We start from the raw sequence: 15,707 nt of genomic DNA, 5'->3' as shown, positions 1-15,707 counted from the left end.
GGGTGGGTAGGGGAAGGAAGTCTTATTTTAAATCAAGGCCATTTTCATGCATCCAATCTAATATTTCTGCTGGGCTCCATCCCGTTAAATCTTTCACTCTTCTTGCGAAGGTCAATGAGGTTGCTTTAACCTGAGGCGTAGTAAAGTCAACTGGTTTCCCAACAGAAAAATCACAAGCCTTCCTGAGTTGAGCCCAGGAATGGTGGTATTTTTTTTTGATTGTCATAATTTCTGCCAAGAATTGTTCACCATTGGCATTAGCATTGGTATCCGCAATTGAATTCATCTCAGGTTCAGTCGTACTTATCAGGTGTTCGACCTGATCATGCCCTTGTTTACTCAGATAAATTGGCGGCCTGCCATCGCGGACGGGGTGATGTAGTTCGCCGTGCTCGTCTATTTTTTCGCCAGTAACCATACAGTGACCCGAAGTGGGCCGGAGCTGTTTTCTCGCAGTGCCTCCTAATAAGTACCGATCCGTAGCGGCCTGTTCGGCAGAGAGCCATTGCTTCAGTGCATTGAGCAGCAAACAAAAGACGCGAAAATCCCGAGGTAAATATTCATCAAGAGGAGAAGGAAGCGGGGTTTCTTTCAGGAACTTTTTTACATCATCGTTATTTTCTGATAATTCTGCCGAGTGTTGAAGCAGAATCGTGCCAATTTGATCGAGTGTCTGTTCAAAAACCTCCCGAGGAATTTTTTTATTCAAACGGGATATATCTTCTTTGGCCTGCTCTTCATAGAATTCGATATACGTTTTTAATAATTCTTTCTTTTCGGCCGGACTGAGCGGCATTGGATTTTTCGGACGAACATATCCCATTTTTCCTCCCTGATTTTGGTGTGAATATTTACCTTCGAGCATAGGCTACCGGATTCTGACCCCCGGCAAACTCGATCCAATTCGAATAGGTCGTCCCAATCTCCTGCAAGTGATTGAAGCGGATTTCCTGTCTTCCGGCCTCTGGCGATTTTCGGCAACCGGCATAGTTCCCCAGAAAAATCCGGTTGATGTTCTCTCCGTCCCGGCGAAGGTAAATAATGACCTTGTCCACATCTTCCAGATTGTCAGGGTTCACCACCCAATTTCCAGTATACCCGTTGCCCAAAGCGTCCACGAAAAAATTATCCCCGTGGGTAAACACAACCACAGCTTCCTGATTAGGTGAGATCACTTCCTGCGCTGTTGAATATAGGGCCATCTTCTCCTCCCTGTGTGATAAAACCGAATGGATACCAAATTTTAACTCCCCGCTCAGCCCTCGCCGCCGCGGTTAATCACATAGCCTAAGGCTTCCGCCTGGGTTATGATCCACTTCAGCATCACAAATTCAAGCGGGCGCTGCAAGGGGATCTTGCGCCGGCCCTCGTCCACCAGGGTCAGCTCAAAGTAGAGCCCTCTTTTCAGCCCATCCTTCAAAAACCAGGCCCCCAAAGGGATTAACAGCAGCAGCAGGAATTCCACATCATAAGCCTTGCCCCCGGCAAAAGCCCACAGAATCAAATGCGGCAGCGGGTACAGGCCGATGAGGATCAGCGCCGCGCTGAAGAGGGTCTGCACCAGCGGCCTTTCGGCCTGATAGCCATGCCGCAGGGTGACGTAGCGGATTTTTTCTTTGGGGACAAACCACAGTCTTTGGCCGCCCTCCATGTGGGCCACGCCCTTCTGACTGAAGCGCACGCCCATGGATTCCACATAGTCTACTGTGAATTCAGATGACTGCGTCATTCTCCATCCCCTTTTCGATCGGCTGTTTGGGTTGGCGCGGGCCGGCCTCACCCCTCCCGGCGCATGGGCTGGCGCAGCACCGTGCGCATTTTCTCCGGCGCGGTGCGGCGCGGGTCGTTCAGGTAAATTTCGTGGTGCTTGCCGCTGCGCACGCAGCCCTGCGCATGGATAAAGGCGTGCAGCCGGGCGATGTTGGGCGCTTCATCCGCGTACGGCCCCCAGTGCATGATCTGCGCAGCCAAACCTTCGGTGTAGGTCTCAAAGCGCACCTTCTCCAGCGCGGGCAGGCCCTTCTTCTTGCGCACCTCCTCCAGCGTCTCCGCCGCCATCGGCGCGGTGATGACCTCCGGCTGCAGGATCATCATGGTCCACAACCACTGCTCCTTATGCTCCACGCTGAACAGGCGCATGTCCTCCGTCCACCACAGCCCTTCCAGGGGCATCACGGCGTAATCCTCGCCGCCGCTCTTTTTCACCTTGAACTTGAGCGCGTAAGCAAGCGCGTAGAGCGCCTCCACCGCCTGGGCATATTCGGCGGCCGTGTTGGGGTCGCCCGCCCCGTCCACCATCAGGAAGTTCAGCGGCGGCACCTCCACCACCGAAATTTCCGCCGCGGATGGGTTGTAAAGGTGCTTCCACTCTTTTTTCAGGTCGCTCTTGCCCATGTTCAGGCTCCTTCGGAGTGCGCGGGGTTTATTCCAGCGGCCGCCGCAAAATTTTCTCCAGGGCTTTGCCCCGGGCCAGCTCGTCCACCAGCTTATCCAGGTAGCGGATGTTCCGCATCAGCTCATCTTCAATTTCCTCCACGCGCACGCCGCACACCACCCCGCGGATCAGCGCGCGGTGCGGGTTCATAGCCGGGGCCTGCTCAAAAAAGGTCTTCAGATCCGCCCCCGCTGCTATCTGCTGGCGCAGCCCCGCCGCGTCGTAGCCCGTCAGCCAGCCGATGACCGCATCCACCTCTTGCGCCGTGCGGTTCTTGCGCTCGGCCTTCTGCACATACAGCGGGTAAATCTGGGCGAACTTCATCGCAAACAGGGATTGCCTGGGCATGGTCATTCCTCCAGCGGGCGGGGGAGTGCCTCACCCTCTCGCCCCATAGGGTTAATTATACAGGCCTCCCGCCCGCCTGCCAAATCAAAAACCCAGTCAGGGGTCTTGCTGGCCGCAGGCGGATGTCATAAGAAAGCATGCAATCTCATAACATTGACTAAATTGATTGTTTTTATAGATCATTTTCACTATACTAAGATCACGTGAACCATATACACAAGGGGTTTTACAAATCATGTCCACCCTCACAGCCATTTCCCTGATTTTGCTCGCTTACGCCTTTGGTTCCATTTCGATTGCCCGGCTGGTGACGCGCCTTTTCGCCCCCAGCCTCAATCTGGAACAGGTCAGCCTGCCGGATGCCCGCACCGGCGGGACCTTCACGCTGAAAACCACCGGCGCCACCACCGCCTCGCTCGTCCTCGGGCCGCGCGTGGGCGGGCTGATCGGCGTCCTCGACATCCTCAAAGGGCTGCTGCCCGCCCTGGCGGTGCGCCTGTTGTGGCCGGAGCAAAGCCTGTATCTTTGGGTGGGCGCGGCCGTGGTCGCCGGGCATATCTGGCCCATCTTTCACCGCTTTCACGGCGGCGGCGGCCTTTCGCCCGCCCTGGGCGTGTTCCTGGTGATCGACCCCTTGGGGCTGCTGGTGTGCGTGCTGGCCGCCATGATCCTGGGGTTGTTTGTTTTTAAAGAGATCACTGTGGTGGTGATGGGTGGGGCTGTCCTTTTTATCCCCTGGGTGCTGCTGCGCTCCGGCGACCTGGCCGCCGCGGCGGCGGTGCTGCTCATCAACGTGCTGCTGGCGCTGGCCGTGCTGCCGGATGTGCGTGTGCAGATGGAGGCGCGCAAGCAGGGCAAAACTGATCTCTCCAATTCGATGGACGTCATCCCGATGGGGCGGATGATGAAAAAAATGATGCTGAAGATGGGGCTGAAGCCGCACCAACGCAAAGTTCAAGACGAGGATCCTACATCAACTGCACCTTGAGGGCTAAACATGAGCAGTGAAACCCTGATCGCCCTGAACGCTCCCAACCTGCCCGACACCCTTGGCAATAAGGCCAAAAATCTTCGCTGTCTGCACAAGAACAAATTCCGCATCCCATACACCTATGTGGTGCCGTGGACGGTGTACCTTCAGTATCAGGCCGGGGATCTCAGCCTGATCGAGCGCATGCAGCAGGTGCTGCGCAAAACCCTTGACCCGCAGAAATCCTACGCCGTGCGCTCATCGGCCACGGTGGAAGACAGCACCTCCCACTCCTTTGCCGGGCAGTTTAAGTCGGTGCTCAACGTGCGCGGGGCCGATGCGGTCTTCGCCGCCGTCTGGTCGGTGTGGGCCACCACCGAAGCCCAGGGGGTCAGCCAGTATACCCAGCGCAAGGCCCACCCGGCCGAACCCGCGCGCATGGCGGTCATCATCCAGGAAATGGTGACGCCGGTGTATTCCGGCGTGGTCTTCAGCCGCAACCCCATGACGGGCACCAGCGAAATCGTGGTCGAAGCCGTGGCGGGCATGGGCACGGCCCTGGTTCAGGAAGGCGTCACCCCGGAACGCTGGGTGCGGCAGCACCAGGCCTGGGTTGCCCGCCCGGATGACAGCCAGGTTCCCATTCAGGTGATGGAACAGGTGGCAGCCGGGGCACGCCGCATCAGCAAACTGCTTCGCAAAGATGTGGACCTGGAATGGGTCTACGACGGCAGCCAGGTGGTTTGGGTGCAAATGCGCGAGATCACCGCGCTGAATCATGTGAATGTGTACACCAACCGCCTGTCGAAAGACATGATGCCCGGCATCATCAAACCCCTGATCTGGTCCATCAACGTGCCCCTGGTGAATTCGGTGTGGATCGGTTTGATGGAAGAGATGGTCGGCCCCACCGGCCTGAAGCCGGAAGATTTAGCCCGGCCGTTTTATTACCGCAGCTATTTCAATATGGGCGCTATTGGGAAGATCTTCAACCGCGCGGGCTTCCCCTCCGAAGGGCTGGAAATGATGATGGGCGTCATCCCACCGCAAAAAGGCCGCCCGATGATGATGAGCATGAAAAGTCTGGTTTTGCTGCCGCGTGTGCTGGTTTTCCTGGCGGATAAGTGGAATTTCAAGCGCAAGCTCACCGCCAGCCTGCCCCCCCTGCAGGCCGCCCTGACCGCCCTTCCCATCCCGCCGCAGGCCGACCTCAGCGAACAGGCTTTGGCGGCCCAGGTGGAGGAAATTTACGCCCTGGTGCAGAAAATCACCTACCTCAACGTGGTGGTTCCGCTGCTGGTCACCATGTACGGCCGTCTGTTGGCCCAGGACCTGCTGCGCCTGGGGGTGGACCCTCCCCATTTCCACCTGACCGAAGACCTTGCGGAGATCGACGACTACAACCCCGCGGTTCACATGAACGCCCTGCACCAGATGACGCTGGCCCTCAGCGAGGAACAGCGCGCGCAGCTGCGCCAGATTTCCTACGCAGAATTTCAAGCCCTGCCCGGCCTGCAGCCCCTGCAGCAAGCCGCGGCGCAGTTCTTCACCCGCTTCGGGCACCTCTCCGATAACAGCAACGACTTCTCCGCCGCGCCGTGGCGCGAACACCCAGAGAAGATTCTGAGGCTCATTCTCGATTACAGCCGCGGGGAGGATGGGGCGGATTCCCGCGTGAGGCTCGCGGATCTGCGCGTGAAGGGCATCGCCCAACAGCGGGTGCGCCTTTTTTACAACCGCGCCCGCGCCCTCATCCCCTACCGCGAACAGATCAGCTCCCTGTACACCTATGGGTACGGCCTGTTCCGTCCTTACCTGCTGGCCCTGGCCGCCCGCCTGGTGCGGCGCAGCCTGCTGGACAGCGAGGATGACATCTTCTACCTGCATTGGGAGGAGATCCGCTCAGCGGTGAACGGCGCGGGCGAGGAATCCTTGCGCGAGCTGGTGCGCAGCAGGCGCAGCGAGATCGAGCGCGTGCGCGGCATAGAGCTGCCGGAGGTGATCTACGGCGACGAACCGCCGCCGGTGCTGCCGTCCTCGGCGGAGCGCATGTCGGGTACGCCCACTTCGCGCGGGTACTACACGGGAACCGTCAAAATTGTCCACAGCCTCGGCGATTTTCAGAAACTGGAAGCGGGCGATGTGCTGGTGGTGCCCTACTCCGATGTGGGCTGGACGCCCTTGTTTGTCAAAGCCGGGGCCGTCATCGCCGCATCCGGTGGCATGCTCTCGCACAGCTCGGTGGTTGCGCGCGAATACGGCATCCCCGCGGTGGTATCTGTCGCCAACGCCATGCAGCTCAAAGACGGGCAGCGCGTGTGCGTCGACGGCTACCGCGGATGGGTGACCATCATCGAAAGTGCATAGCAAAGGGACAGCAATCATGAGCGTTCTGCAAGCAAGCCAATTGATCAAACGTTATCAGTTGGGGGTTCATGAGGTGAACGCCCTCAACGGGGTGGATTTTGAGGCCGCCGCCGGGGAATTTGTGGCCATTATGGGACCGTCGGGGAGCGGAAAATCCACCCTGCTGCACCTGTTGGGCGGCCTGGATGCGCCCACCGGCGGCACCGTCATGCTGGCAGGGCAGGAGCTTTCGGGGTTGAATGACCAACAGGCCACCCTGGCGCGCCGCCGCAGCATTGGCTTTGTGTTCCAATTTTTTAACTTGCTGCCGACCCTTTCCGCAGAAGAAAACATTCTGCTGCCGATCTTGATTGACGGCAAAAAACCGGCGGAATTCAAGGAACGGCTGGACCAGCTGATTGCGCTGGTCGGCCTGGAGGAGCGGCGCACGCATAAACCCGACCAGCTTTCGGGCGGCGAGCAGCAGCGCGTGGCCCTGGCGCGCGCGCTGATCACCCAGCCGGCCATCCTGCTGGCCGATGAACCCACCGGCAACCTGGATTCCAACACCGGCAAGGCCATCATGGAACTGCTGCGGCGCTCCTGCGATGATCTGAATCAGGCCATCGTGGTGGTGACCCATGATGCCCGCGCGGCCGCGTTCGCTGACCGGGTGGTTTTCCTGCGCGACGGTCAGGTGGAACGCCGGCTGCAGTTGGCCCAAGACGAAGCGCCCGCCCAGCGCATGCGCGCCATCATCGAAATCATGGAAAGCCTCGAGCTGTGAACGGGAGCCCATCATGCTGCTGACCCGTTACCTCTCCCTGCGCTCGCTGCGTGCCCGCCCGCTGCGGGTGCTGCTGTCTATGTTCGGCATCACCATCGGCGTGGCCGGCATTTTGGCCATCGGCATCGCCAACCAGGCCGCCATGGATTCGATCACCCGCCTGTTTGAAGATACCAGCGGACGCGTAGACCTGATGGTGACCGCAGCCAGCAGCGATTCCGGCTTCAGCGATTCGCTGGCGCGCAGCCTGGTGAACGTCCCCGGAGTACAAATGGCGCTGCCCATTCTAAAGGCCCAAACCGCCCTGGCCAGCAGCTCCGCTCAGACGGAGCTGGGTTTGAGCTTTTTCGGAACCAACAGCGGCGGGCTGATTCTGTACGGCGTTGACCCGCTGGGCGAGCCGCAGGCGCGGGATTACACCATCACAAACGGGCGTTTCCTTTCGGAAGACCGTCAGGCGTTTGAGGTGGTGCTGGTGGAAAACTACGCCGATGATCAGGACATCCGCGTGGGCGACCGTGTGGGCATCTTAACCCCTTACGGGGTGGAAAAGGTGCAGGTGGTCGGGTTGATGGCGCGCGAAGGCCCAGGCCAGACCAACAACGGGGTCTTTGGTGTGCTGCCGCTGGAGGCCGCCCAACAGTTGTTCAACCGCCCCGGCCAGGTGGATCAATTCGACCTGATTTTAGACCCCAAAGCCAGCAGTCCGATTGAATCGATTCAAGAGGTGCTGCAAAAACGCCTGGGTGCAGATTACTCCGTCACCTACCCGGCTGGGCAAGGCCGGCGTATGACGCAGATGCTGTCCAATTATCAGATCGGCCTGAATTTTCTCAGCGGCATTGCCCTGTTCGTGGGCGCTTTTCTCATTTACAACGCCTTTGCCATGACAGTGGTGGAGCGAACACGCGAATTTGGCATGCTGCGCGCCATCGGCATGACCCGCCGCCAGATCACCCAGCAGATGTTGGTGGAAGCCCTGGTCCTGGGCGCCGCCGGGTCCATCCTGGGGGTCTTGCTGGGGGTCCTGGGGGCGCGCGGGCTGGCAGCGATGATGAGCACGCTGCTGGGATCTCCCGTTCAATCTCAGCTCACCATCCCCCCGGCAGCCCTGGCCGTCAGCCTGAGTATGGGCATGGGCGTTACCCTGCTGGCGGCGGCGCTGCCGTCCATCCAGGCCGGGCGGGTCACACCCATCGCCGCCATCCGCATCCGCGGTGTGCCGCGCCAGGGCTGGTTTCAGCGCCACGGCTGGAAGCTGGGCGTCGTGCTTCTGGCCGTCTCCACGGCGCTGCTCATCTGGAATCCCTTTGCCGATGACCCCCTCTTCCGCGCGGGCAGCATGGTGGTCTTTGCCATGTTCACCGGCATCACCCTCATCATCCCGGCCATGGTAGACGCCTGGGAACGGTGGACGCGCCCGCTTATGGCGGCCATTTACGGAGCCAGCGGAGCCTTGGGCAGCCGCAACATCCAACGTGCGCGTTCGCGCACCACGCTGACGGTCGGTGCGCTGCTGGTCGGCGTGGCCATGATCCTGGTGGTGCGCGGTCTGACGGGTTCCTTCGCCGCGGATCTGCGCGTGTGGGTCGAATCCTACCTGGGCGGGGATGTGTATATCCATTCCTCCGTTCCGCTGCGCGCCGATCTCGCCCGCCAGATCAGCGCGGTGGACGGCGTGGCTGCGGCGGCTTCCATTCGCTACCAGCCCACCGAAGTGCGCCTTTCAGACGGCAGCTTTGAAGCCATCACCTACATGGCCGTGGATCCCGCCGCCTATTCGCGCGTGACCCGCTTTGTCTTCAGCGACAACCGCACCGACTCCTCCGCGGCTTTATCCACCCTGGCGGCGGGGGATGCCCTTTTCATTTCCAGCGTGCTGGCCGAAAAATACCAGTGGCAGGTGGGGGATGCCGTGGCGTTAAGAACGCAGGGCGGCGTGCGCACCTTCACCGTGGCGGCCGTGGTGGTGGACTTCTTCAACCAGGGTCTGGTGGTGACCGGGAACTGGAACGACCTGCGCCGCTATTTCCATTCCAACGAAGCCAGCACCATCCTGGTGAGCGTTCGCGATCCGCAGTCTGTCGCCGCCGTTCAGACCAGGATTGACGACCTGTACGGCAAGCGCTACCGGCTTTCGATGGATTCGAATGCGTCCATCCGCGCGCGGGTGTTTAACCTGATGGATCAGGCCTTCAGCATGTTTGATGTGCTGGCCCTGCTTTCGGTGCTGGTGGCCTCCTTGGGGGTGGTCAACACCCTGACCATGAACGTGATCGAACGCACCCGCGAAATTGGCATGCTGCGCGCCACCGGCATGACCCGCCGTCAGGTGATCTTGATGGTGATGGCGGAAGCCGGGCTGATGGGCATGATCGGCGGCCTACTGGGGCTGGTCTTTGGCGTGCTCCTCTCGCGCATTTTCCTGACCGGCATGACCGCCATGTCAGGCTACCGCCTGGATTTCGTCATGCCCGCCAGCGGCATCCTCAGCGCGCTGGTGGTGGCCCTGGTCATCTCCCAGCTGGCCGCCTTCCCCCCTGCGCGTCAGGCCGCCCGAACCAACGTGCTGGAAGCTATCCAGTACGAATAGAACCGTCAACAGCTTTTCCACTTCCAAACACAACGGCGCGCCCAGGGGATATTCCCAGGCGCGCCGCAGATTGCATCCATCAAGCCCGACTTAATCGGGGTCCACCACCTTCATCTGCACCGCCCGCACCACCGTGCGCCAGCGGTACGTGCCGGTTTTCTCGTCATAGCCGTTGCAGGTGATCAGGGTCAGCCAGGGCAGTTCTTCGTGCTTGCTCAGCACGCTGACGTCCTTCGGATCCGTCCAGCGGTTGACCGTGCGCACCTCATAGATGTAGTCCTGCCCAAAGGCATGGATCACAATCTTGTCGCCCCAGATCAGGCTGCCCAGGCGGGCAAAAGGCCCGCTGCCGCCGTTGGCGTCCGTGGCGTGGCCGGTCAGCACCGAGTTGCCCGCCCAGGTGGGGAAGGCCGTGCCGCCCAGATAGCCAACCTGATCGCCCAGCCAGGTCACATCCCAGCCTTCGCTTTCGGGCACGCCCACGATCGCCTCGTTCACGCTCAGCGCCGGGATCTCCAGCACCATTGGGGTGCTGAAATAGGCGCGCTCACCCGGCTGCTGGGGCAGCTCGGTGATCTTGCCGGGGGCAAAGCCGGTGACAGGCAGCACCTTGCTGCTGGCACCCTCGCTCTCGCTTTCTGCGGCGGCGGGGGCCACGCGGAACTCATAGGTGAAATCCATGAGGCCGTTGTTGATGGGGTTGCCCGCCAGATCCACAATGGAGGTCGTGCCGCACACAAAGACCACATATTTCCCCGTCGGCAGAACCGCGCCGCCGTTCACCGTCACCGTGGCGGTGAAGGTGCTGCTGTCGTACACCACCTGATCCATGCTGAGATAAACATCATCCGAGCCGGGCGGTGGGGGTTCCACACAGGCAGCCCGTTCGGTGACGCCGTTGGGGCCCTTGTTGATCAGCAAATAATTGGCCGGGTTGGTCACGTCGTCCTCGGCCGTGTCGCCCGCCGGGTCGTTGACCGCCTCGCTGAATTCCACCGTAAAGCTGCTGAACCCGGAGGTCAGCCTGGATTTCAGGCTGGTCTTCGACACCGTGGGCATGCTGGCGTCAAAATGGACGGAATTGTCCGCCGACGTGCTGGCGCTGTTGTGGTTGCCGGCCGTATCCTGCACCTTATCCGCCGCCAGGCTCATGGTCACCGTGCCGGGCGCGGTCAGGCCGTTCACCGCCGCGTTGAAGGTGGTGCCGTCATTGGGCGCGATCTCAGTGATAGTAGCCGCGAGCGCGCCGGGCCCGGTGCTGCTGAGGGTCAGGTCAGCCGCGGTAAAGCTGAGCGGATCAATGGCCCGCCCAAAGGTCACGGTGAAGTTCACCGGCAGGGTATTGGTGGGGTCCAGCTGCGCAGCGGCCTGCTCAACGGTCACATCCACCGGCCCAACCACATAGTTAACCAGATTGTCCGTGGAGGTGGAGGCCTGGCTGGTGTTCAGAGCCGCGTCCTGCGCCGCGCCGTCCGCCACGGAGGCCGTCACCGTGCCGTTGGCGGTCATGCCGCTGACGGCCACGTCATAAGTCGTGCCGCTGCCGCTCACCACGGCCGTGGTTGCCCCGGCAGTTCCGGCCAGGGCCACGTCGCTGTCCTCAAAGCCCGTCACCGCTTCGCTGAAAGTCACCGTAAAGTGGATGGGCGAGATGTTGGTGGGGTCGGCCTGTGCAGCAGCCTGCTCAATGGTCACCGTGGGACGCACGGAGTCATAGGTGATGCTGAACGTATTTGATTCGGTGTTCGCGTTGCCAGCCGCGTCCTGCCCGCTGGCCGCCGGAACCATCACCGTCACCGCTCCCTGCCCGCTGGGGGTCAGGTCAAAGGTGTAAGTCGTGCCGCTGCCCGCCGGGTTGCTGTCGGTGCCGTTGGTGATGACCACATCCCCCGAGGCGCTGCTGGGGGTGAAGCCGGTCACGGCCTCGTCAAAGGTGATCGTCACCGGGATGGGGCTCACGTTGGTGGGGTCGGCGGCTATGGAACTCACCGTCACCCCCGGCTGGGCAATATCGTAGCTGACGGTGTTGTCCGTCGACGTGCTGGCGCTGTTGTCGTTGCCGGCCGTGTCCTGCACGGTATTGGCCGCCAGGCTGACCGTCACCGTCCCCGACCCGGTCAAACCGGTCACCGCCGCGTTGAAGGTGGTGCCGTCGTTGGGGGCAATCTCGGTGATGGCCGCCGCGGGTGTGCCCGGGGCGTCGCCGCCCAGGGTGAGATCACTGGGGGTAAAGCTGCCCAGGTTGATCGGGCGGCTGAAAGTCACGGTGAAGTTCACCGGCAGGGTATTGGTGGGATCCAGCTGCCCAGCAGCCTGCTCAACGGTCACATCCACCGGCCCAACCACATAGTTAACCAGATTGTCCGTGGAGGTGGAAGCCTCGCTGGTGTTCAGGGCCGTGTCCTGCGCCGCACCGTCCGCCACGGAAGCCGTCACCGTGCCGTTGGCGGTCATGCCGCTGACGGCTACGTCGTAAGTCGTGCCGCTGCCGCTCACCACCGCCGTGGTTGCCCCGGCAGTTCCGCCCAGGGTCACGTCGCTGTCCTCAAAGCCCGTCACCGCTTCGCTGAAGGTCACCGTGAAGTGGATGGGCGCGCCGTTGGTGGGGTCAGCCTGTGCGGCGGCCTGTTCAATGGTCACCGTGGGACGCACGGAGTCATAGGTGATGCTGAACGTATTGGATTCGGTGTTCGCGTTGCCAGCCGCGTCCTGCCCGCTGGCCGCCGAAACCATCACCGTCACGGCTCCCTGCCCGCTGGGGGTCAGGTCGAAGGTATAGGTCGTGCCGCTGCCCGCCGGGTTACTGTCGGTGCCGTTGGTGATCACCAGGTCCCCCGAAGCGCTGCTGGGGGTGAAGCCGGTCACGGCTTCGTCAAAGGTGATCGTCACCGGAATGGGGCTCACGTTGGTGGGGTCGGCGGCTGTGGAGCTCACCGTCACCCCCGGCGGATCGGCGTCGTAAGTCACCTGGTTATCGCTGATCGCGGCGGCGGTGCTGTCATTACCCACCGCATCCTGCGCGGCCCCGGCAGCGATGTTGATGATCACCTCGCCTGCCCCGGTCATGCCGCTCACCGCCACGTCGTAGGTAGTACCGCTGCCGGTCACCAGGATGGTGGTCGCGCCCGCGCTGCCGCTGAGTGCCACGTCGCTGGCATCAAACCCGGTGACGGATTTGCTGAAGACCACGCTGAAATGGATTGGGCTGGCGTTGGTGGGGTCAAGCTGCCCCACCGCCTGGCTGATGGTCACCGTGGGCGCCGCCCGATCCAGGGCATACACTTCACCGGTGAAGGGCAGGTTGTAAAGCCCGTTGTTCAATCCCGCGGCGCTGGTCAGGTTCAGTCCCAGCGTGCCCGAACCCGTGCCGGTGCTGGCCGTCACCGTCCAGCTCGTGCCGGAGCCGCTGACGCTGGTGATGGAAGCCCCGGCCAGGCTGCCGCCGTCGACCAGGGTGAAATTGGAGGCGCTCAAACCCGTCACCGGCGCGCTGAAAGTGACATCCCAGCTCAGCGAACTGGCGTTGGTGGGGCTGGCGCTGCTGCGGGTGATGGAGGCAACCATGTTTTGGGTGGTAAATTCTTCCACGCCGCCGTACGAGGTGCCCTGCGGGTTGGTGGCATAGGCCTGAACGTAGTAGTGAGTGGCCAGCGACAGACCCGAAATGGTTTCGCTGAACGCGCCGCTGCCGGAGCCGTTGGTGTCCTGAGTCACACCCAGGCCGCCAATGGTGGGGGTGGTGTTGGTGGACGAATACACCACACCGCGCTCGGTCACAGGGTCACCGCCGTCGCTGCTGATGGTGCCGCCCAGCACGGCTGCGCTGTTGGTGATCCCCGAAGCCGCCGCAGTGGTCAGGGTGGGGGCCACCAGGCCCGTCCCCTGGATGTTGAACGTGTAGGGATTTTCGTTGCTGTCGTTGTTGGCGATGGACACCACCGCGGAGCGCACCCCGCCGCCAGCCGGGTTAAACTCGATCGTAAAGGCGGCACTTCCGGTCAGCGCAGCGACCGGTGTGGCTGGCTGCGCGCTCACGTTGAACTCGCCGGCATGCGTGCCCAAAATCTGTACCTGCGGTGAGCCCGTCAGGTTCAAGGTTTCGTAACCGGTATTGTAGATGGTGAAGGTGTGCGAGGTGCTGCCCGCAGCCACACCCACCGAGCCAAAATCGGTGTCATTGGCCAGGCTAGGGACAAGGCTGCCGCTGGCGATGCTCACGCCGCCGCCCTTCACGTCCATTTCCGGGCCAGCGTACACAATCGTGGGCGGCCCAGCGCTTTCAAACCCGGCGGTGGTATTGGCAGACCAGCCCGCCAGCCCAACCGGAGCCACAGCTTGCGAGTTGGTAAAAAACAGGTAGTCCATGTCCGTGTCGTCGGTATCCACGTCCAGGTTCCAATAATAGCTCGAGGTGTACTCATCGTTAAAGATGTAGTAATTGAGCGTTTCATGCTTCCAATATTGGAACTCGTTCAATTCCCCCTGGAACAGATACACGCCGTTGGCCGCCGCGGGGGTGGTGATATCCGACACCATCAAATTCTTGGGTGTATAGGCGTCGCCCGAAATGGTGAAGGTATAGCTGCCCTCGTCGCTGTCATCACTGGCGACGGTGAGGGTGGCGGTCTTGGTGCCTTCGCTGGTGGGGTCAAACGTCACGGTAAAGGTGATGCTGCCGTAGGCGGGGATCGAGGTCGAAGCGGGGTCGGTTTTGCTGAATTCGCCCGCGTCGCTGCCCCCCAGAGCCACGCCCGTGAGAGTCAGGGCCGCGCCGCCGCTGTTTTGAATGGTGTAGGTGCGCGTCCGGGAACCGCCGGAGACATCCACCGAGCCAAATTTGGTGTGATCCGAAAACGAGGGCGTGTTGTCGTTGATCGCAATCAGCGTGCTGTTGCCGTATAGATCAATTTCGGGTGCGGCAACAGCGTAGCTGATCACCGGGGTTCCAGCCGGGTCTGGGTCTAATGCAGTATCTGGGCTCCACCCCGTCAGCCCCACCGGCGTGCCGTCTTCAGACCCCTTGAAGAATAGGGCCTGGGCATCATCCGTGTCCGTGTCAATCTCCCAATAACCGCCGCCCCCAAAAGTGTCGAAATAGATGTAGTAGTTGAGGGTGGCGTGTTTCCAGTATTGGAACTGGTTCAGCCGCCCCTGATGCAGGTAAGTGCCGTTGGCCGCCGCCGGTTCGGTAATCCCTGCCACCAGCAAGTCGCGGGCCACATAGCCGTATCCCTGAATGGCGAAGGTGAATTCCCCTTCGTCGCTGTCGTTGCTGTTCACGGTCACCACCGCATTGTGATAGCCCTCAAAAGACGGGGTAAAGGTGATCGCAAAGGTGGTCGTGCCGGTCGAAGCGGGGATGCTAGCACTGGGGATGGTCGTCACCGCAAAGCTGCCAGCGTTGGCGCCGCTGATGGTCACATAGGGTGAGGGTCCCGCCAGGGTCAGCGCCGCCGAACCGGTATTATTAATCGTGAAGGTGCGCGAGGCGGTTTCGCCGGGGAACTTGGCCGCGCCAAAATTGGTGAAATTATTGGTGAGAATGGCTGCGCTGCCGTCCATAATCTGCGCCCCATTCCCTGTGATCGAGATCTCCGGGCTGGGGGTGCCCGTTTGGACGATCAGAGAGCCCGCCCCCAAATCCGCCGTCCAACTCAGCCCGGTGGGCACCAGAGCGGTGGAAGGGCTGGAGGAAAAAAACAGGGTGGCCAGCGTGCCTTCGTCATCAAAATCGGTATCCAGGTTCCAATAGCGGTCCGGGCCTGCGCCGTAGACGTCATTGTAAAGCACGTAGGTGGTGGGTCCCACCGTCAGCGACCAGTAATCATAGCCGCTGTAGGTGCCGGCCCAAACGTAGGTTCCGTTGGCCTCGAATGGGTTGGTGATGCCGGATACCAACAGGTCCGGGCCAGCCGCGGAGACCGCGGAGGTGGGGACTAAGAAAAGGGAAAATAGCAGGGTGAACAGCAGCGTACAGCGGACGAGGGTGTGTTTCATTGGGACTCCTGGGTTGCAGCGTCTGACCGTGGGCCTGGGGTGGCCGCTTAATTCACCACCCTGATTCGCTTTATGGATGTGGTTCGTGGGGCTCAGCAGCCGTTTTCATGCACGGCGGTATGAAGCAGCCCTTTTGCCGCCCTACAACGCGAACATCGGTACGAATCAATTTTCCGAAAAAACCGGGGGGTTCAAGCAAAACCCGCTTAACTCTAGCATAGATTGAAAAATG

Annotated in this window: 10 protein-coding genes; 4 read left to right on the top strand and 6 right to left on the bottom strand. The window is 61.2% G+C overall.

Going from position 1 to position 15,707, the window contains the following annotated elements; translation table 11 throughout:
* Nucleotides 1-22: 22 nt before the first annotated feature.
* From ADN01_RS18265 to ADN01_RS18245, 5 genes are read right to left on the bottom strand one after another with little or no spacing between them, the layout of a single operon-like run.
* The gene (locus ADN01_RS18265) at nt 23-865 is read right to left on the bottom strand and encodes a hypothetical protein (RefSeq protein ID WP_147238975.1); all 843 of its coding nucleotides are present in this window, start codon (nt 863-865) and stop codon (nt 23-25) included.
* On the bottom strand, nt 852-1,202 hold the full coding sequence (locus tag ADN01_RS18260) for a hypothetical protein (protein ID WP_062417160.1): 351 nt from the start codon (nt 1,200-1,202) through the stop codon (nt 852-854). The genes ADN01_RS18265 and ADN01_RS18260 overlap by 14 nt, the downstream gene beginning before the upstream one ends.
* Before the next feature lie 53 nt (nt 1,203-1,255).
* Nucleotides 1,256-1,729: a hypothetical protein gene (locus ADN01_RS18255; protein WP_062417159.1), complete on the bottom strand. Its 474-nt coding sequence runs from the start codon at nt 1,727-1,729 to the stop codon at nt 1,256-1,258.
* 47 nt (nt 1,730-1,776) lie between these two features.
* Nucleotides 1,777-2,394, bottom strand: a complete 618-nt coding sequence (locus ADN01_RS18250; RefSeq protein WP_062417158.1) for a GyrI-like domain-containing protein — start codon at nt 2,392-2,394, stop codon at nt 1,777-1,779.
* A 28-nt stretch (nt 2,395-2,422) separates the two neighbouring features.
* The gene (locus tag ADN01_RS18245) at nt 2,423-2,782 is read right to left on the bottom strand and encodes a DUF2200 domain-containing protein (protein WP_062417210.1); all 360 of its coding nucleotides are present in this window, start codon (nt 2,780-2,782) and stop codon (nt 2,423-2,425) included.
* 235 nt (nt 2,783-3,017) lie between these two features.
* On the opposite strand from ADN01_RS18245, the gene ADN01_RS18240 reads away from it, so the two are divergent.
* The 4 genes from ADN01_RS18240 to ADN01_RS18225 are packed head-to-tail and all read left to right on the top strand — an operon-like array spanning nt 3,018 to nt 9,478.
* Nucleotides 3,018-3,770 (top strand): glycerol-3-phosphate acyltransferase, encoded by a 753-nt coding sequence (locus ADN01_RS18240; protein ID WP_062417157.1) that lies wholly within the window; start codon nt 3,018-3,020, stop codon nt 3,768-3,770.
* A gap of 9 nt (nt 3,771-3,779) precedes the next feature.
* Complete coding sequence (locus tag ADN01_RS18235) at nt 3,780-6,119, top strand: PEP/pyruvate-binding domain-containing protein (RefSeq protein WP_062417156.1); 2,340 nt, start codon at nt 3,780-3,782, stop codon at nt 6,117-6,119.
* A gap of 16 nt (nt 6,120-6,135) precedes the next feature.
* Entirely contained in the window at nt 6,136-6,885 is a 750-nt protein-coding gene (locus ADN01_RS18230) for an ABC transporter ATP-binding protein (protein WP_062417155.1), read from the top strand.
* A gap of 13 nt (nt 6,886-6,898) precedes the next feature.
* Nucleotides 6,899-9,478, top strand: a complete 2,580-nt coding sequence (locus ADN01_RS18225) for an ABC transporter permease (protein ID WP_062417154.1) — start codon at nt 6,899-6,901, stop codon at nt 9,476-9,478.
* A 90-nt stretch (nt 9,479-9,568) separates the two neighbouring features.
* Here ADN01_RS18225 and ADN01_RS18220 read toward each other — a convergent pair whose 3' ends face one another.
* Nucleotides 9,569-15,475 carry a choice-of-anchor D domain-containing protein gene (locus ADN01_RS18220; RefSeq protein WP_062417153.1) on the bottom strand — a complete coding sequence of 1,969 codons (5,907 nt, stop codon included), beginning with the start codon at nt 15,473-15,475 and terminating at the stop codon, nt 9,569-9,571.
* Between the last annotated feature and the right edge of the window lie 232 nt (nt 15,476-15,707).

The organism is Levilinea saccharolytica, assembly GCF_001306035.1.
In the GTDB taxonomy this organism is placed as follows: domain Bacteria; phylum Chloroflexota; class Anaerolineae; order Anaerolineales; family Anaerolineaceae; genus Levilinea; species Levilinea saccharolytica.
Note: the sequence above shows the minus strand (reverse complement) of the source record. Positions and strands in the feature narration are given on the sequence as shown.